At 46.6% G+C, this 19149-nt stretch carries 15 protein-coding genes and 2 tRNA genes; 13 read left to right on the forward strand and 4 right to left on the reverse strand.

Going from position 1 to position 19149, the window contains the following annotated elements:
- Window positions 1–2 precede the first annotated feature (2 nt).
- The 4 genes from OIM59_RS13765 to OIM59_RS13780 are packed head-to-tail and all read left to right on the forward strand — an operon-like array spanning window position 3 to window position 6027.
- Window positions 3–1202: a DNA/RNA non-specific endonuclease gene (locus tag OIM59_RS13765; RefSeq protein ID WP_303897231.1), complete on the forward strand. Its 1200-nt coding sequence runs from the start codon at window positions 3–5 to the stop codon at window positions 1200–1202.
- Between the two features lie 12 nt (window positions 1203–1214).
- Window positions 1215–2255 carry an endonuclease/exonuclease/phosphatase family protein gene (locus tag OIM59_RS13770; protein WP_299170119.1) on the forward strand — a complete coding sequence of 347 codons (1041 nt, stop codon included), beginning with the start codon at window positions 1215–1217 and terminating at the stop codon, window positions 2253–2255.
- 17 nt (window positions 2256–2272) lie between these two features.
- Window positions 2273–5023 carry a TonB-dependent receptor gene (locus OIM59_RS13775; RefSeq protein ID WP_303897232.1) on the forward strand — a complete coding sequence of 917 codons (2751 nt, stop codon included), beginning with the start codon at window positions 2273–2275 and terminating at the stop codon, window positions 5021–5023.
- 20 nt (window positions 5024–5043) lie between these two features.
- On the forward strand, window positions 5044–6027 hold the full coding sequence (locus OIM59_RS13780; protein ID WP_303897235.1) for a DUF5689 domain-containing protein: 984 nt from the start codon (window positions 5044–5046) through the stop codon (window positions 6025–6027).
- Between the two features lie 97 nt (window positions 6028–6124).
- On the opposite strand, the gene OIM59_RS13785 is transcribed toward OIM59_RS13780, so the two are convergent.
- Window positions 6125–6937: an MBL fold metallo-hydrolase gene (locus OIM59_RS13785; RefSeq protein ID WP_303897237.1), complete on the reverse strand. Its 813-nt coding sequence runs from the start codon at window positions 6935–6937 to the stop codon at window positions 6125–6127.
- 393 nt (window positions 6938–7330) lie between these two features.
- Here OIM59_RS13785 and OIM59_RS13790 point away from each other — a divergent pair, with 393 nt between their 5' ends.
- From OIM59_RS13790 to xylE, 4 genes are all read left to right on the forward strand, one after another.
- Window positions 7331–8059 carry an NUDIX domain-containing protein gene (locus OIM59_RS13790; protein ID WP_299170123.1) on the forward strand — a complete coding sequence of 243 codons (729 nt, stop codon included), beginning with the start codon at window positions 7331–7333 and terminating at the stop codon, window positions 8057–8059.
- Between the two features lie 19 nt (window positions 8060–8078).
- Window positions 8079–9566: a xylulokinase gene (locus tag OIM59_RS13795; protein WP_299170124.1), complete on the forward strand. Its 1488-nt coding sequence runs from the start codon at window positions 8079–8081 to the stop codon at window positions 9564–9566.
- A 30-nt stretch (window positions 9567–9596) separates the two neighbouring features.
- Window positions 9597–10913, forward strand: coding sequence for a xylose isomerase (xylA, locus tag OIM59_RS13800; protein WP_303897239.1), 1317 nt, complete (start codon window positions 9597–9599; stop codon window positions 10911–10913).
- A gap of 98 nt (window positions 10914–11011) precedes the next feature.
- The gene (gene xylE / locus OIM59_RS13805; RefSeq protein WP_303897241.1) at window positions 11012–12493 is read left to right on the forward strand and encodes a D-xylose transporter XylE; all 1482 of its coding nucleotides are present in this window, start codon (window positions 11012–11014) and stop codon (window positions 12491–12493) included.
- 58 nt (window positions 12494–12551) lie between these two features.
- Here the strand turns inward: xylE and OIM59_RS13810 are convergent.
- Window positions 12552–12625, reverse strand: a tRNA-Met gene (locus OIM59_RS13810).
- A 57-nt stretch (window positions 12626–12682) separates the two neighbouring features.
- Window positions 12683–12756 (reverse strand) — tRNA-Met (locus tag OIM59_RS13815).
- A gap of 317 nt (window positions 12757–13073) precedes the next feature.
- On the opposite strand from OIM59_RS13815, the gene OIM59_RS13820 reads away from it, so the two are divergent.
- The 5 genes from OIM59_RS13820 to OIM59_RS13840 all read left to right on the forward strand — a co-directional run bounded on the left by OIM59_RS13820 (window position 13074) and on the right by OIM59_RS13840 (window position 18645).
- Entirely contained in the window at window positions 13074–13457 is a 384-nt protein-coding gene (locus OIM59_RS13820; protein WP_303897243.1) for an START-like domain-containing protein, read from the forward strand.
- Between the two features lie 77 nt (window positions 13458–13534).
- Window positions 13535–15427, forward strand: a complete 1893-nt coding sequence (locus OIM59_RS13825) for an LptF/LptG family permease (protein WP_299171842.1) — start codon at window positions 13535–13537, stop codon at window positions 15425–15427.
- A gap of 14 nt (window positions 15428–15441) precedes the next feature.
- Window positions 15442–16656 carry a bifunctional 3,4-dihydroxy-2-butanone-4-phosphate synthase/GTP cyclohydrolase II gene (locus OIM59_RS13830; RefSeq protein WP_299171845.1) on the forward strand — a complete coding sequence of 405 codons (1215 nt, stop codon included), beginning with the start codon at window positions 15442–15444 and terminating at the stop codon, window positions 16654–16656.
- Window positions 16657–16665: 9 nt separating this feature from the next.
- Window positions 16666–17367: a Bax inhibitor-1/YccA family protein gene (locus tag OIM59_RS13835; RefSeq protein ID WP_299171848.1), complete on the forward strand. Its 702-nt coding sequence runs from the start codon at window positions 16666–16668 to the stop codon at window positions 17365–17367.
- Between the two features lie 84 nt (window positions 17368–17451).
- Window positions 17452–18645 carry a pyridoxal phosphate-dependent aminotransferase gene (locus OIM59_RS13840; protein ID WP_299171851.1) on the forward strand — a complete coding sequence of 398 codons (1194 nt, stop codon included), beginning with the start codon at window positions 17452–17454 and terminating at the stop codon, window positions 18643–18645.
- A 274-nt stretch (window positions 18646–18919) separates the two neighbouring features.
- Here the strand turns inward: OIM59_RS13840 and OIM59_RS13845 are convergent, their stop codons facing one another.
- The gene (locus OIM59_RS13845) at window positions 18920–19087 is read right to left on the reverse strand and encodes a DUF362 domain-containing protein (protein ID WP_007557742.1); all 168 of its coding nucleotides are present in this window, start codon (window positions 19085–19087) and stop codon (window positions 18920–18922) included.
- Between the last annotated feature and the right edge of the window lie 62 nt (window positions 19088–19149).

Genomic DNA, 19149 nt, shown 5'->3' on the forward strand with positions numbered 1-19149 from the left:
GAATGCCTTTGAAAATGACACTCCGTTATCTCATTCTATTCACGCTCTCTGTCCTTCTTCTTTCCTGTCGGAAAGACAATGAGTCACCCCTTTCCACCGGAACAGCCGAATGGAAAGATGTACCGGTGGTTTCTTCTCAGTCTGGAAACACCGTCATACAAATTCAAGGTGTCCAGGGAATTAAATGGAACGCTCGCATCACGGAAGGGGCAGCATGGTGTTCCTTCTCTTTGGCCAACTCCATTCCTGAAAAGGATGGAGTTTTGACCGAAGGAATCAACGCGTTGTATGTATATTTCTCTGAAAATACCGATAAAGAAGACCGGAAAGCCGGCATCTCGATTCAAATAGGAGAAGGAACCCCCATCTCCTTGGTGCTGACACAGAATGGAAAGATCTCCGGAACGGATGCCGAAACAGACGCCAAGCGACCGAACAAGGCTTGGGCGGAAATTCCGGACTACCAGGCAAACCCTGCGTTCCAGTATGTGACTCATTATACCCATCTGAACGGTAAATCTGTCCGTAACTACTCTATATGCTACGACCAGTCGCATAAAGCGGCACTGTGGGTGGCTTACCCACTACACAAATGCTACTTAGGCAACTTAGACCGCACAGATGAATGGACATACGACCCGGACATCGAAAGCCTGTACCAAATCTATGTGAAGAGGGCCTATAAAGAACACCCCAAATACGACCGGGGACATCAGATTCCATCCGCCGACAGGACCCAGACACGTGAAATGAATGCACAAACATTCTATTTTACCAACCAGACACCACAAGTCGGCAAAGGACTGAATCAGGATATCTGGCAAAAGCTGGAAGAAGTAATCCGCAAAAACTATATCTGCGCGGATACACTCTATGTGGTGACAGGGGCTTATTTTGCCCATTCCAATGTCAAGGCCACAGACAATAACGGAGTGAAGGCAGATGTTCCGACTCACTATTTCAAGGTCTTGCTGCGAACCAAATCCGGTATGACAGGCAAATGGGTAAGACAATGTGACGCCTCACAGCTGCAAGCCATCGGTTTCTGGCTGGAAAACAAAGCTTATTCCAGCACACAGATTACCAAGGATATATGCAAGAAGGTATCTGAGATTGAGGCGATTACCGGGTTCACATTCTTCCCGGGTATCCCCTCTCAAGTAAAAAATGATTTCAACGCCATAGAATGGAATCTCTATTAAAATGAACAAAAGATGAAACCTATATTTACGATTCTATTTGCAATTTTATCGTTTTACACGTCAGGACACGCTCAAAAGCCTTATAAGGTGGTATTCTATAACCTGGAAAACTTTTTCGATTTGGAAAACGACCCAGACGTGTTAGACGACGAGTTTACTCCTGACGGTCCCAAGAAATGGACACAGGACAAGTATGACAAGAAATTGAGCAACATTGAGAAAGTATTCTTCGACATAGCGGCCATCGACAAGAGTTATCCGGTTGTCATCGGCGTATGCGAAGTGGAAAACCGCAACGTGCTGGAAGATATTGTAGCCACCAAGAAGCTTTCTCCTGCCAACTATCACATCGTGCATTACGACTCCCCGGAAATACGAGGGGTGGACGCCGCCTTCCTGTACCGCCCGGATGTACTGCAGCTGGAAGGCTCCAAGGCCATACGCACGGTGATTCCCTCATTGCCTAACTTCAAGACCCGGGATATTGTCACCATGTGGGGAAAAATCGACCATGAAGATTTCTTTTTCATGGTGGCCCACTGGCCTTCAAGACTGGGAGGAAAGGAAGCTTCTGCATTTAAACGTATTGCAGTAGGAAGACAGATGAGACACATTGCCGACTCTGTAAGAGCACTCCGTCCCGCTACCAAAGTCGTTATGATGGGCGACTTCAACGATGACCCGACGGACGAGAGTGTGGCCGGAGAAAAGGGAATAGGAGCCAAAACCAAAGCCAAGGAAGTCAAACCGGAAGACTATTATGCCCCTAATGCAGCCTTATTGAAAGCCGGATATGGAACCCTGGCCTATGGAGATGCCTGGAACATTTTCGACAATATGATTGTCAGCGGGAACCTGATAAACGGGAATTCCGACGGACTTAAGCTGAAAAAGGCAGAAAAATCGAAATTCTACGGCAACATTTTCAAACGGCATTACATGGTACAGAAAGAAGGACAGTTTAAAGGATACCCTCTGCGCACCTATGTGGGTAACAACTTCCAAGGAGGATTCAGCGACCACTTCCCCGTGTATATTTATATAGGCAAGTAACATTAAATCTTTATCTTATGAAATTAAAAACATTATTGATACTGCTGATATCGATGTGGACACTAAACGGTATCGCACAAATCGGCGGAGGCATCAAAGGACGTGTCATATCGCGCACAAGCCGTATGGCCATCGATCACGTACACATCCTGCTGACTCCTGGCGACCGAACAGCCACAACGGATGAACAAGGTGAGTTTTTATTTGAAGAGGTCGGCCCCGGAGAATATGAACTGCATTTTGAAACGGCCGAATTCGAAGACCTGACTCTCCCTGTCAGAGTAGGCAAAAACATGCGTGAGCTGAAAGTCATTATGGTACCGGCCAACAGCCTTCAGGCTATGGACGATGCCATCTTTGCCGAGTTTGATACGGAAACTATAGATGATGCACCATCTTTGCCTACCTCACTTTCCGCCTCAAAGGATGTATTCAACAACATCGCATCCTATCAGTTCAGTGAAATGAGATTCAATGTCAGAGGATATGATTCCCAATTCTCGGATGTCTATATGAACGGTATCCAATTGAACGACGCCATGACCGGCTATACCCCTTGGTCGCTCTGGAGTGGCCTTAACGACGCTACCCGGAACCAGGAGGTTACCACGGGACTGCAGATGGGAGAAATGGGGATTGGCGGCATTGCCGGTGTGACCAATATCAACACCCGCCCGTCACAAATGCGAAAAGGTTTCAGAGCCAGTCTGGTCAATACCAACTCGATGTATCGGTTCAGAGGGATGCTGACTTATGCATCGGGCGCACAGGACAACGGATGGTCGTATGCTTTCTCTATCTCCACGCGACAAGGAAACAATGCCTATGTGAATGGAGTATTTTACAATGCCTTCGGTTATTTTGCAGCCGTTGAGAAACAGTTCGACTCCCGTCACCGACTGGGGCTGACCCTTCTTGGAGCTCCCACGGAAAGAGGGGCACAACAGGCATCTACCCAGGAGGCTTATGATTTGGTGGGAAACAATTACTACAATCCCAACTGGGGATGGCAAAGCGGCAAACGACGTAACGCAAGAGTCCGCAATTACCATGAACCGCTTGCCTTGCTGAACTATACTTTCGACATTTCCGACCGGACTCAGCTCAATGTAGCCACGTCATTGCGATTCGGGAAAAATGGTTACTCTGCACTTACATGGTACAGCGGGCCTGACCCACGCCCTGATTACTACCGGTATTTGCCGAGCTATTACCAAGGCACTACTACCGGTGCATGGCTGGAAGAGGCATGGCTGTCCAATACAGACAATATCCGTCATATCAATTGGGATAATCTGTACATGATTAACCGCAACCAGCCTGCCAATGCCAATTATGGAGAAGGACACCGTTCCATCAACATGATAGAAGAACGCCATGCAGACCAGATGGACTGGAATCTCTATACACAATTCTCACACCTGTTCAAGAACAATACCCAACTGAACGGAGGAGTCAACATCCGTCGGAACCGGACTGAATATTACAGTCAAGTGAAAGACCTGCTGGGAGGAGACTATTGGGTGGATATTGATAAATTTGCAGAAAGAGACTTGGGCATAGACATCGTTTCGTACCAGAACAACATGGATTATTACGAAAAATATGGCAAAGCACCCATTGTCCGCAAAGGAGACAAATACAGCTATGACTATTACGGAAATGTGTTCCATACCCGCGGATGGCTGCAATATGACTTTCATCTTCTCCACAATCTGCAAGTGAAACTTGGCGGAGAAATAGGCTATGCCTCTTTGTGGCGACACGGTATCTGGAAAAAGGGATTGTTCCTGAACAATTCGCAAGGAGATTCCCAAAAGCTGGATTATCTTACATACAAGGCCAAAGCTAACCTCAGGTATATACTGTCATCGGCTCATAACTTTGAAGCGAATGTCGTATACATGCAGGATGCACCCTCCTTCCAGTCGGCATTCGTATCTCCCCGCACCCGTAATGACATTACGCCCGGGATAACCACGGAAAAGATTTTTGGGGTAGACGCATCTTACAACCTGCGTATCGGTGACTTCAAGGCTCGTCTCTCTGGCTATTACACCACGTTCAAGGACCAGACCAAGGTGATTTCCTACTATGATGATGTGGAAGCTACCTTCTCCAACTTTGCAATGAGCGGTATCCGCAAACAGCATTTCGGACTGGAAGTGGCTGCGTCCATTCCTTTGTATCAGGGAGTGGCACTGAAAGGCGCATTCAGCTGGGGACAATATATCTATTCCAATAACCCCAACTATGTACAGATTCAAGACAACAGTGCAGCCATTATCAACCAGGGAAAAGTGTACTGGAAAAATAAACGGGTGGAAAGTACCCCACAGACAGCTGCCAACATCGGTCTGTCTTATCGCAGCAAAAGCAACTGGTTCCTGTCGTTAGACATGAATTACTACAACCACATGTACTTATCCATGAGTCCGCTTTATCGCACAGATGCTGTGCTGACCAAACCGATGCTCGAAAACCCGGAAATGCTCCGCGCCATCCGGGGACAAGAGAAATTTGATGCAGCCTATGTCATGAATGCCAGTATCGGCAAAAACTGGTATATCTATCGTGCCTATACGCTTGGCTTCAGCCTGAGTGTGGATAATCTGCTCAACAACCAAGGCATCAAAACCGGAGGTTACGAGCAAATCCGACTGCTGAAAAACAAGGAAGCCAGCACACTCACTTATCAGCCTTTCGACGCCAAATATTTCTATATGATGGGTACAAACTATTATTTGAATGTGTATTTCCGTTTCTAACTCTCCCAAAAGATACTATCATGAAGAATAAACTATTGATTTTTGGAATAATGCTGGCTATGACCCTCGGTACCACCAGCTGCTACAACGACTTTGATGAACCCGCTTTGGCCAAAGTCTGGAATGATTCCGACTTTACGACAAAAGGGGAAGAAATAATTACAATCAAATCTCTTAAAGAAATGTGTGCCGGCGTAGGACTTGCCCAATATAAAGAGATTACCGAAGACTACATCATAAAAGGAAAAGTGATATCCAGCGACCAGGCAGGAAACGTATATAAATCGGTATATATAGACGACGGAACTGCCGCCATCGAATTAAAGCTGATGGTGAGCAATTATGTGTATTATCCGATGGGGCAAACCCTCTATGTAAAATTGAAGGGACTTGCCATCGGGAACTACAGGTATATGCTCAGCGTGGGAGGTGTGCCAAGCGAAAAAGACATTGCCAAGAATTATGCCAATAGAAATCTTGAAACGCAGATAGAACGGGATGCCCACATCTTTATGGGACCCTCCGGACAGCTTACAGAGGAAAATCTGCCCGTTGTCACATCCGAAAATTACAAAACCGCATTGACGGATGAATGCCTGGGCCGTCTTGTCCGGTTCAAAGGACTGACCTACAAAGAAGGTACGTTCGACGGAGACAGATATCCGCAATACCTGGAAACCGTGAATCTCAACAATGCCACGGAAGCCACTTACACAAACAAATATTTTAAAGATGAAGGACTAACCCCTACCTTTGCCTATAATTACCAGAACCAAAGATATTACGGTTCCTCCTTGTTCACGTATAATGCCACTGACGAAACCGATAAAAAGGGGAACTTGATTGTACGGGTAAGCGGATATGCAAATTTCGCCCTTGATGCGCTTCCTCAAAATGGAGCGAAAGGAACAATCACGGCGATTTACACAAAATATTCTGCCAAGTCTGGAGGATATATAAAGTATCAGCTGCTGGTCAACAAACGTACAGATATCGAATTCTAGCCCTAAAATCGAACAACCGTCTGCCCTTCAGGGGTACGACGGTTGTTTTTGTTTTCAGAAAGCGTTTCTGTTACCGCATAATCACCACTTCACCATCCTACAGAAGAATCTCTTCCAAATCATCCGGTACATAGACTTTTCCACCGAACTGTAAGGCGGCTTCTGCCGTATAACGCATCTTCCTCGCAGCCAGTGTCTTGTCCTCCGTGTGATACAGCAACAGATTTTTTACACCAAGCTGGGCAGCCAGCCGTCCGGCATCAAGCGCTGTACTATGATGCTTTTCGTAGGGCTTGAAACGTTCCCGGTCTTCATACAGGCAGAAAGCCTCACACAACAACCAGTCGGCTCCTTCCACATAATGGCGGTTGCATTCATTGTAGGGCTCATCACCCAGACAGACCAGCGACTGTCCGTCGGGCAGCGTAGTCCGGAAACCAAACTGTTTTTCCTTGGTAGAAGCAATGTCAAAACATTCCATCTCCAAGCCGATGGCTTGAAATCTTCCTCCAGTCTCTACTTCACACAACAGAATGTCTTCTCCCAAACGGGCAACAATCTTTTTCGGTAAAGTCATCCGGCAAATCCAATCGAGCACCTTCACCACCTTTTCATGCCCATACACACGTAACTTGCCCTCGTACTCTCCTTTTTGGATGGCCTGCGCCACCACACGAATCATCCATATCACTCCCAGAATATGGTCGGTATGCGCATGAGTCACAAATATCTCATGAATTCCGTTCAAAGATATATGGGCTTTCTGTAGCTGTTGCAAAATACCGTTACCTCCTCCTGCATCCACCAGAAAAAAGCTTTCACCACGGCAAAGTGCGAAGCACGTATTGTAACAGTTCACTACGGCCGCATTTCCCGTACCTAGCATAATCAGTTTCATTGAATCTTCCATACTTCATTTCCTCTTTAAAAACCAATGCAAAGGTACATTTTTTCTCTTTTAAATTTTTAACACATAAAGAAAATTACCATTATCCCCTGTCATTCACACAATGGCCAGTTTTCCCAATCCTGCAAACGTAAAATACAATAAGTAACCTGCTCTCATAACTTTATGTACACAAGCTAAATCCTTGAATATTCGCCACTTCAATTCTATCACGATTTTTAAAAGCCCTAAAAGAGAAATCGCCCCAAATACATATTGTATGAGATACAAAAACAATGAATTACGATATTGTACAAAAGAAGATATTTATTTTATTGAACAATAAGCTTTTATAATGAATAAAATCCTATTGCATATTTCAATTAAAAAAACGTTCTTTGCAGGGTAGACAGAAAAATGCTTATGGAATACACAAGACAATTAGCCAATAATCATATCTCGGTCGACTGCGTAGTAATCGGATTTGATGGGGAAAAACTGAAAGTATTACTCGTCAAACGTATGGGAGAAGAAAGTGGAGAAGTCTTCCATGACATGAAGCTTCCGGGAAGCCTCATCTATATGGATGAAGATTTGGACGACGCAGCCAAACGGGTTCTTCGCGACTTGACAGGTCTTAAAAACGTCAACCTGATGCAGTTCAAGGCGTTTGGTTCCAAGAACCGTACCAAGAACCCCAAAGACATACATTGGCTAGAAAGAGCGGAAAAAGCCAAAGTGGAACGGATTGTTACAATTGCCTATCTCGCCCTTGTCAAAATAGACAAGACACTCAATAAGAATTTGGATGAATACAAGGCCGAATGGGTTGCTCTCGAGGAGGTAAAGGACTTGGCTTTCGACCATAACCTGATTATCGCCGAGGCCATGCGGTTCATCCGCCAGCATATTGAATTTAATCCGTCGTGTATTTTCGAATTGCTTCCACGCAAGTTCACGGCCTTACAACTCCGCATGCTCTATGAAGTAGTATATGGAAAACAACTGGATGTACGCAATTTTCACAAAAAGATTTCCATGATGGAATACATTGTACCCTTGGAAGAATACGAGCAAGGCGTTTCCCATCGTGCTGCACGTTACTACCGCTTCGACCGGAAAATCTACAACAAAACAAGAAGATAATTAAAAACAATATAAAAATATGTACTTATTAGGTTATGACATAGGAAGCTCGTCAGTCAAGGCGAGTCTGGTCAATGTAGAGACCGGAAAGTGCGCAGCATCCGCCTTTTTCCCGAAGACAGAAGCTGCCATCATTGCAATAAAACAAGGGTGGGCCGAACAAGACCCGCAAAACTGGTGGGAAAACCTGAAACTGGCTACCCAATCCGTACTGACAAATTCAGGAGCCAAAGCAGAAGAAATCAAAGCCATTGGTATTTCATATCAAATGCACGGGCTGGTATGCGTAGACAAGAATCAGCAGGTGCTCCGTCCTTCCATTATATGGTGTGATTCCAGAGCCGTACCCTACGGGCAAAAGGCCTTTCAGGAGTTAGGAGAAGCACAGTGCCTTTCCCATCTGCTCAATTCACCGGGTAATTTCACGGCTTCCAAACTGGCATGGGTAAAAGAAAATGAACCGGACATCTATGCCAAAATTTATAAAGTGATGCTTCCGGGCGACTACATCGCCATGCGCCTGACTGGAGAAATCTGTACTACTGTATCCGGATTGTCCGAAGGAATGTTTTGGGATTTCAAGGAAAACAAAGTGGCCGACTTCCTGCTGAATTATTACGGTCTTGACGCTTCCCTTTTGGCCGATGTCCGCCCCACTTTCTCCGAACAGGGGAAACTGACTGAAAAGGTAGCGGCCGAATTGGGATTGAAAGCAGGTACTCCAGTAACCTACCGCGCCGGCGACCAGCCCAACAACGCACTCTCATTGAACGTATTCAATCCAGGCGAGATTGCTTCTACCGCAGGTACATCCGGAGTAGTATATGGCGTGAACGGTAGTGTGAACTACGACCCACAGTCACGTGTCAATACCTTTGCACATGTCAATCATACCGCTTCACAAACCCGTTTGGGTGTCCTGCTCTGCATCAATGGCACAGGTATCCTGAATTCCTGGATGAAGCGTACGCTCGCTTCCGACTTAAATTATGCAGAAATGAACGAAGTGGCAGCCCAAGCTCCAATCGGTGCGGACGGCATCAGTATTCTCCCGTTTGGTAATGGCGCGGAGCGTATGTTGCAAAATCAGGAAACAGGCTGTTCCATCCAAGGCATCAACTTCAATCTTCACAACCGCAGTCATCTGTTGCGTGCCGCACAGGAAGGAATTGTATTCTCTTTCCGCTATGGTATCGACATCATGAAAGGTATGGGAATGGAAGTCAAGAAAATCCATGCCGGACACGCCAACATGTTCCTGAGCCCGCTTTTCCGTGACACTCTGGCCGGAGTAACCGGAGCGACAATTGAACTGTATGACACCGACGGCTCTGTAGGCGCCGCAAAAGGAGCCGGAATGGGAGCCGGTATCTACCACGACCACATAGAAGCGTTTGCCACACTCGACAAACTGGCTGTCATCGAGCCGAAAGCATCCGATGAGACCGCCTACGCCGACGCATACGCACGTTGGAAAGAATATCTCGAAAAATCTACAAGAAAATAAATTATTCATTAACTTCTAAAACAAAATATTATGGCAACAAAAGAGTACTTTCCGGGTATCGGAAAAATCAAATTCGAAGGTGTAGAAAGCAAAAACCCGATGGCTTTCCGTTATTACGATGCAAACAAAATCATCATGGGCAAGCCGATGAAAGAATGGTTGAAGTTTGCAATGGCTTGGTGGCATACATTGTGTGCTGAAGGCGGCGACCAGTTCGGCGGTGGAACCAAGACTTTCCCTTGGAAAGGAAATCCGGACAAAGTACAGGCTGCAAAAGACAAGGCAGATGCAGGCTTTGAGTTCATGCAGAAAATCGGTATTGAATACTACTGCTTCCACGATGTAGACTTGTGCGACGAAGCAGCAACCATCGAAGAATACGAAGCCAACCTGAAGAAAATCGTAGCCTATCTCAAGAAGAAACAAGAAGAAACAGGCATCAAGCTGTTGTGGGGTACGGCCAACGTATTCGGCCATGCACGCTATATGAACGGTGCAGCTACCAATCCTGATTTCGATGTAGTGGCTCGTGCTGCTGTACAAATCAAGAATGCCATCGATGCGACAATCGAACTGGGTGGTACGAACTACGTTTTCTGGGGAGGCCGTGAAGGTTACATGTCACTGCTGAACACCGACCAGAAACGTGAAAAAGAACACTTGGCACAGATGCTGAAAATGGCTCGTGATTATGCCCGTGCAAAAGGCTTTAAAGGAACCTTCCTGGTTGAACCCAAACCTATGGAACCGACCAAACATCAGTATGACGTAGATACAGAAACCGTAATCGGCTTCCTGAGAGCACACGGACTGGACAAAGACTTCAAAGTAAACATCGAAGTAAACCACGCCACACTGGCCGGCCATACCTTTGAACACGAACTGGCTGTCGCTGTCGACAACGGCATGCTGGGCTCTATCGACGCCAACCGCGGTGACTATCAGAACGGATGGGATACTGACCAGTTCCCTATCGACAATTATGAACTGATTCAGGCCATGATGCAGATTATCCGTGGCGGTGGTCTGGGCAACGGCGGTACTAACTTCGATGCCAAAACACGCCGTAACTCCACCGACCTGGAAGATATCTTCATCGCACACATCGCCGGAATGGATGCCATGGCACGTGCATTGGAAAATGCAGCCCGTCTGCTCGAAGAATCTCCTTACAAAAAGATGTTTGCCGACCGCTACGCTTCATTTGACAGCGGAAAAGGAAAAGATTTTGAAGAAGGCAAGCTGACCCTGGAAGATGTTGTAGCATACGCAAAAACCGCAGGCGAACCGAAACAGACCAGCGGAAAACAAGAATTGTACGAAGCTATTGTAAACATGTATTGCTAATGAGCTAAAATTTTAGCGCCCAGCCGGCATGCCCGTCGGTGAAGTTCATCTTCCCCGACCGGGTATGCCGGTTTTCTTTTCCTTTAAAACTTTTTATTATGGATTACACAGAAAAAGGAAGCAGAATCTATCTGTTCTCCATCGTACTTGTCGCTGTACTCGGAGGATTGCTGTTCGGCTACGACACTGCCGTTATCTCTGGCGCCGAAAAAGGACTCCAAGCCTTCTTCATGGGAGCAGACGATTTTGTCTATACTGATACGTGGCACGGAATCACTTCTTCGAGTGCCCTCTTAGGTTGTATCCTTGGCAGCGCCCTTTCCGGTTATTTCGCATCCCGCTTTGGAAGAAAGTTCTCTTTGTTGTTTGCGGGTATCATGTTTTTTCTCTCCGCTTTAGGCTCCTACTATCCGGAATTCCTTCTATTTCCTTACGGATCTCCCTCCTACTCTTTATTGGTGGCATTCAACTTCTACCGCGTCGTTGGAGGTGTGGGAGTAGGACTCGCTTCGGCCATCTGTCCGATGTACATTGCAGAAATCGCTCCGAGCAATATCCGAGGAACACTGGTTTCCTGGAACCAGTTTGCCATCATCTTCGGACAGCTGGTAGTGTACTTTGTCAACTTCCTCATCCTGGGCGACCACCTGAACCCTGTTGTGGAAATCGTGGACGGAGTGAACCGCATCATGAATCCGGAAGAAGCAGCCTGGACCATTGAAAGCGGATGGCGTCTGATGTTTGTCAGCGAAGCAGTGCCTGCCGGACTGTTTACCCTTTTGGTACTGTTTGTCCCTGAAACGCCCCGTTATCTGGCCATGACCGGACGTGATGAAAAGGCCTTGTTTGTATTGTGTCGGATCAACGGACTGACACAAGCCAAAACAATACTAAGTGAAATCAAAGCCACAGCAAACGAAAAAACCGAAAAACTGTTCACTTACGGCTGGATGGTTATCTTCATCGGTATCATGCTGAGTGTCTTCCAACAAGCTGTGGGCATCAATGCCGTACTCTATTTTGCCCCTCGTATCTTTGAAAGCATGGGCATGGGCAATCCGATGGTACAGACCGTATTCATGGGTATCGTCAACATCCTGTTTACTTTACTGGCCGTCTTCACAGTAGAAAAATGGGGACGCAAACCACTGCTGATTTACGGCTCTGCCGGTATGGCTATCGGCGCACTCGGAGTGGCTTTCAGCAATGCCGTTGCAGGACTCTCCCCCATGATACCAGTCATCAGCATCATGGTCTACAGTGCCTCGTTCATGTTCAGCTGGGGCCCCATCTGTTGGGTTCTCATTGCCGAAATTTTCCCCAACACCATTCGTGGGGCTGCCGTAGCCATCGCCGTAGCCTTCCAATGGATATTCAACTTCATTGTTTCCTCTACCTTCCTGCCTATGTATAACATGAGTGCCGGAGATATGGGGGATAAATTCGGCCACATGTTCGTGTATGGACTCTACGGAGTAGTCTGTATCCTTGCAGCCCTCTTTGTATGGCGGCTGGTCCCGGAAACCAAGGGCAAAACATTGGAGGACATGACACGTTTATGGAAAGAAAGGAAGAAATAACCCCTTGCATACCTACAAAAAAAGGACATTCAGATAATTTCTGAATGTCCTTTTTTTGTAGCGGGACCCGGGATTGAACCGGGGACCTCATGATTATGAATCATGCGCTCTAACCAGCTGAGCTATCCCGCCATTCCATTAAAAAAACCGCCAGGCGTGGAAGCCACCCAACGGCTAAACCATTCTTCGTAGCGGGACCCGGGATTGAACCGGGGACCTCATGATTATGAATCATGCGCTCTAACCAGCTGAGCTATCCCGCCATCATTTCGTGATTGCGGGTGCAAAGATAGAGCAAGTTTTTGAATTGCGCAAATTTATCTTCCTTTTTTTACTGTTTTTTCAATGGATAACTGTATAAATCCAAAAGAAAAGTCCACCTAACTGACTGTAAACAAAATCATTCCACTTCACCGAAGAGAGAAAACAAACATTTTCCTCTTTTACGCATTGCCTTTTTCCCCAATATCTCCACAGAAAAAGTTCTAAAAATTTTCTCCAATCGCTATGGAGTGAACAAAAAAATACTTTAATTTGCCGCCGTTGCTAAAAAATACAAATAAAAACACCAAAAAACGTCATGAAAAGAAAAACACAAATTGAATATCCACTGAACCCTTCCTCCAGTGTCATTATATGGAATGCCATCAGTACCCCTGCAGGCTTACAACGTTGGTTTGCCGACCAAGTGACAAAAGAAGGGAAAAACTATACTTTCCACTGGGGAAAAACAGAAACGCGACAAGCTGCTGTAGTCAACAGCCGACCGGAATTCTTTATCCGTTTCCACTGGCTGGACGATGAGGAAACAAAAAGTTATTTCGAAATGAAAATCCATTACAATGAACTGACAACCGACCATTCGCTGGAAATTACAGATTTTGCGGAACCTGGTGAAGAAGAAGACGTACGCAGCCTTTGGGATTCACAAATTGAAACCTTGAAAAGAGTTTTCGGAGTATAAATCTATAAAATATACAAAACTTTATTTTGCTGTCCGTTTTTTGTGCTACTTTTGCATGCTGATAATATTACACAGGAATGCTACGCATAAAAAAACTTGATATATTCGTCTTAAAGAGTTTTCTGCTGCTCTTTTCGGGCACATTCTTTATCTGCCTTTTCATTTTCATGATGCAGTTCCTATGGAGATATGTCGACGAGCTGGTAGGAAAAGGTCTGGAGATGAACGTGCTTGCCCAGTTTTTCTTTTTATCCGCACTGACATTGATACCGCTGTCTCTCCCGCTGGCTATTCTTCTGGCTGCCCTAATGACATTCGGTAACTTTGGGGAACGCTATGAACTGCTGTCCATGAAGGCTGCGGGTATCCCTTTGCTCCGCATTATCCGCCCGGTCGTCCTTTTCTGCATGTTCCTGGGAGTCATGTCGTTTTTTTTTCAGAACGTAATCGGCCCGAAAGCACAAAAAGAGCTTTGGACACTACTGGTTTCCATGAAACAGAAATCGCCGGAAGTCGATATTCCGGAAGGAGTGTTCTACAGCGACATTGAAGGATACAACATCTATGTGAAGAAGAAAGACCGTGAGACGGGTATCCTGAAAGACGTCTTAATCTACAACTTTTCGGACGGATTTGAAAATGCCCATATCATTTGGGCCGCAGAAGGAAAACTGGAACTGACCGCCGACAAAAAACACTTGTACTTGCATTTGTACAACGGAGAACAGTTCGAGAACCTGAAATCCCAGTCTGTCATTTCACGCAACGTCCCCTACCGTCGGGAGACCTTCAAGGAAAAACATACCTTGATAGCTTTCGACACCAACTTTGAGATGGTCGACGGCAACTTCCTGAACCAACGTTCGGACATCAAGAACATGCGGGAGATTTCACTGGCTATCGACTCGCTGAACATGTATGCCGACAGTGTGGGACATGCCATGTATTCGGATGCCATGAAAACCACTTACCGGAAACCAGTACTTTCCCAAGCGGATTCTACTAAAATCGAAAAAGAACATCTGACTTTCATCAATACCGACAGCATCCTGAACGGAATGACATCGGCGCAGCGATTGAAAGCCATCAACAGCACCGAAATGCGCCTCTCTTCCCTCATCTCGGAATGGAGCATGAAGAGCTATATGACAAGGGAGGCCGACGGGAACATCCGCCGGCACCAATCGGACTGGCACAAAAAAATCACTTTGTCACTGTCCTGTATCATCTTTTTCTTCATCGGAGCCCCGCTGGGTGCCATCATCCGAAAAGGAGGACTGGGTATGCCGGTGGTCATTTCCGTACTGATTTTCTTACTCTACTACATCATCGACTCCGGAGCTACCCGTGTGGCCAAAAGTGGAGAAATGAATATCATACTGGGAACATGGATGAGTACGATTATCCTGGCTCCACTGGGTGGATTCCTGACCTACAAATCCAATAAAGATTCTGTGGTATTCAACATCGATGTCTATGTAGCCTTCTTCCGGAAGATACTGGGAATCAGAGTATCGCGTCATATTTTCAAGAAAGAAGTCATCATCCATACCCCCGACTACAGCAGAATCTGTCAGGAGCTGGATGAGCTCTGTCTGGAATGTGAGACTTACGGCAATACTCACAAGCTGCTGGGACCGCCGAACTACTATCGGGTGTTCACCAACAACAAGCACGATGATGCCATCAAGGAAATCAGCCAGCAAATGGAAGGACTGATAGAAGAATTGTCCAATTCAAAAGACAGCGTATTGCTGAACTTATTGAACAATTATCCGTTCCTGTCGATAAAGGCGCACAAGAGTGTGTCGGACAACCGCTGGCTTAATCTGCTGATTGGTATCATTGTCCCGGCCGGACTGCTCATCTGGCTGAATATCTGGCGTTACCGGGTGCGTCTGGACAAAGACTTGAAAACCATCGTCAAGACCAGCCGTGACATACAGGAAAGAATCAAGAAATCATTCTAAACTATCATATCATTATGGAGAAAATCAAACTGAATACAATTGAAGAGGCAATCGAAGATTTCCGCAAAGGAGAATTCGTCATCATCGTAGACGACGAAGACCGCGAAAACGAAGGCGACCTGGTGGTAGCTGCAGAACTGATTACCCCGGAAAAAGTAAATTTCATGCTGAAACATGCAAGAGGTGTACTTTGCGCCCCTATCACCATATCCCGCTGTGAGGAACTGGATTTGCCACACCAAGTATCGAACAACACGTCGGTATTGGGCACACCGTTCACCGTGACCATCGACAAACTGGAAGGATGCACCACTGGCGTATCGGCTGCCGACCGTGCAGCCACTATCCGTGCGCTGGCCGACCCGACTTCCAAACCGGAAACCTTCGGACGTCCCGGACACGTGAACCCGCTGTATGCACAAGACAAAGGAGTACTCCGCCGTGCCGGACATACCGAAGCCTGTGTGGATATGGCCCGTCTGGCCGGACTCTATCCTGCCGCAGCCCTGATGGAAGTGATGAACGAAGACGGCACAATGGCCCGTCTGCCGGAATTGAAGAAAATGGCCGACGAATACGGCTTCAAACTGATTTCCATTGCCGACCTCATCGCTTACCGCCTCAAGCAGGAATCATTAGTAGAAAGAGGAGTGGAAGTAGACATGCCGACCGAATACGGCCACTTCCGTCTGATTCCTTTCCGCCAGAAAAGCAACGGACTGGAACATGTGGCCCTGATTAAAGGCACTTTCGCTGAAGACGAGCCGGTGCTGGTACGTGTACACTCTTCCTGCGCCACGGGCGACATCTTCGGCTCCATGCGCTGCGACTGTGGAGAACAGTTGCACAAAGCCATGCAGCAAATCGAGAAAGAAGGAAAGGGAGCCATCATCTACCTGAACCAGGAAGGACGCGGCATCGGCCTCATGGAAAAGATGAAAGCCTACAAGTTGCAGGAAGAAGGGATGGATACGGTAGACGCCAACCTGTGTCTGGGACATCAGGCCGACGAACGTGACTACGGAGTAGGCGCACAGATTCTTCGCGAAATCGGCATCCACAAGATGCGTCTGCTCACCAACAATCCAGTCAAGCGTGTGGGACTGGAAGCTTACGGACTGGAAATCGTAGAAAACGTACCTATCGAGGTGACTCCCAACAAATACAACGAGCGCTACCTGCGTACCAAAAAAGACAGAATGGGACATACCTTACATTTTAATAAATAATCAAGACGTATGGAAACAAACAATCTAGTAAAAAGTTATGCCAGCAAGGCTGCGCAAACCGCTTTGTTCCGCAGTGTATATCTTTGGATGACGCTGGCACTGGTCATTACGGGCTTTGTGGCCATGTACGTGGCCAAATCGTACACCCTCATTGAGGCCATGATGCAGAACTCCATCTTGTTCTGGGGCTTACTGATTGCCGAAGTAGCCCTGGTGATGTATCTTTCTGCCCGCATACATAAAATCAGCTTCACCACGGCCACCCTTCTGTTCATCACCTATTCGGTACTGAACGGGGTCACGATGTCCGTGCTCTTCCTGATTTATACCCTCAGTTCCATTGCCACTACCTTCTTTGTGACAGCCGGAACATTCGGAGTAACGGCCTTATACGGTTATATCACCAAGAAAGACCTCACCCGTATCGGCAGTCTTTGCCTGATGGGAGTAATCGGACTGATTATCGCCTCACTGGTGAACATGTTCCTGCACAACACGATGATGGACATGATTATTTCCTACATCGGCGTGCTGCTCTTTGTGGGACTTACAGCCTACGATTCGCAAAAAATCAGGCAACTCCTGTCGCACGACGACATTGAGGTCAACGAGACCACACAGAAGATAGCCCTGATGGGAGCCTTGACCCTGTATCTCGACTTCATCAACTTGTTCATTTATCTCCTCCGGATACTTGGAGACAGAAAATAAACCTTTTTCGAAGCTAATTTCTTTTATATGTGGAAGAAATTAGCTTCTTTTGCAAAGAATTTCCAACTTTAATAACACAATAACATGAACCAACTTTCAGATCGTTTGAACAGCCTGTCGCCTTCGGCTACACTGGCTATGTCACAGAAAAGTAGTGAACTTAAAGCTCAGGGGGTTGACGTCATCAACCTGAGTGTGGGAGAACCGGATTTCAACACTCCTGACCACATCAAAGAAGCGGCCAAAAAAGCCATTGACGAAAACTACTCTCGTTATTCACCTGTAGCCGGCTATCCGGCACTGCGCAACGCCATCGTGGCAAAACTGAAAAATGAAAACGGTCTGGAATACACCGCCGCTCAAATCAGCTGTGCAAACGGTGCCAAGCAGTCTGTCTGCAACACCATCCTGGCACTGATCAACAAAGGTGACGAAGTGATTGTTCCGGCTCCATTCTGGGTAAGCTATCCGGAAATGGTGAAACTGGCAGAAGGTACTCCGGTCATCGTTCGTGCAGGCATCGAACAAGACTTCAAAATCACTCCGGCCCAGCTGGAAGCTGCCATCACTCCCAAGACCCGTGCCCTGATTCTTTGCTCTCCGTCCAATCCGACAGGTTCCGTATATTCAAAGGAAGAACTGAAAGGACTGGCAGAAGTCATCGCCAAGCACGAACGTGTCATCGTCATTGCAGATGAAATCTACGAACATATCAACTACATCGGCAAACATGAAAGCATCGCCCAGTTTGCTGAAATCAAGGACCGTGTAGTCATCATCAACGGTGTATCAAAGGCATACGCCATGACAGGATGGCGTATCGGTTTCATCGCCGGTCCGGAATGGATTGTAAAAGGTGTGAACAAACTGCAGGGACAGTACACTTCTGGACCTTGTTCCGTATCACAGAAAGCAGCCGAAGCTGCTTATACCGGCACACAGGCTCCGGTAGAAGAAATGCGCAAAGCATTCGAACGCCGCCGCGACCTGATTGTGAAACTGGCAAAAGAAATCCCTGGATTTGAAGTGAACGTACCACAAGGAGCCTTCTATCTGTTCCCGAAATGCGACTCTTTCTTCGGAAAGAAAGACGGCGACCGCGTGATCAACAACGCAGATGATTTGGCTATGTACCTGCTGGAAGTAGGCCACGTGGCTTGCGTAGGCGGTACTTCCTTCGGAGCACCTGAGTGCATCCGTATGAGTTACGCCACTTCCGACGAAAACATCGTGGAATCTATGCGTCGCATCAAGGAAACCTTGGCCCGCTTGAAATAACAAGCTGAAAAACAAAATATTACGAAACAGCTTCGGGATATTCCCGAGGCTGTTTTTTTATGCCCTGAAAACGCACTTGCGTTTAGAACAAAACGTCCTTACGTTTTCATTGAAACGCACTTGCGTTTGACTTTAAACGCCTTTACGTTTCCAACCAAACGCACTTGCATTTTCCACGAGCAAAAACCGACCCGTTCTTTTCCTCTGAAAACAGCAAAAAAATAAGGGAATCCCGAAAAGGATTCCCCTATTGTGTGTCATACAGACGACTCGATTATCCCAGGTGAATTGCTTCAGAAGGACAAACGTCAGCACAAGTTCCACATTCTGTGCAAGCGTCCGGATTGATTGAATATTTGTCACCTTCTGAGATTGCTCCAACCGGGCATTCATCGATACAAGTACCGCAAGCGATACAATCGTCACTAATTACGTAAGCCATTGTTGTAAAAAAGTTAAGTTATTATTAGTCCTAAATTGATAGTGCAAAGTTAATCTTTTTCC

It is taken from the genome of Bacteroides mediterraneensis (genome assembly GCF_025993685.1).
Lineage (GTDB): Bacteria > Bacteroidota > Bacteroidia > Bacteroidales > Bacteroidaceae > Phocaeicola > Phocaeicola mediterraneensis_A.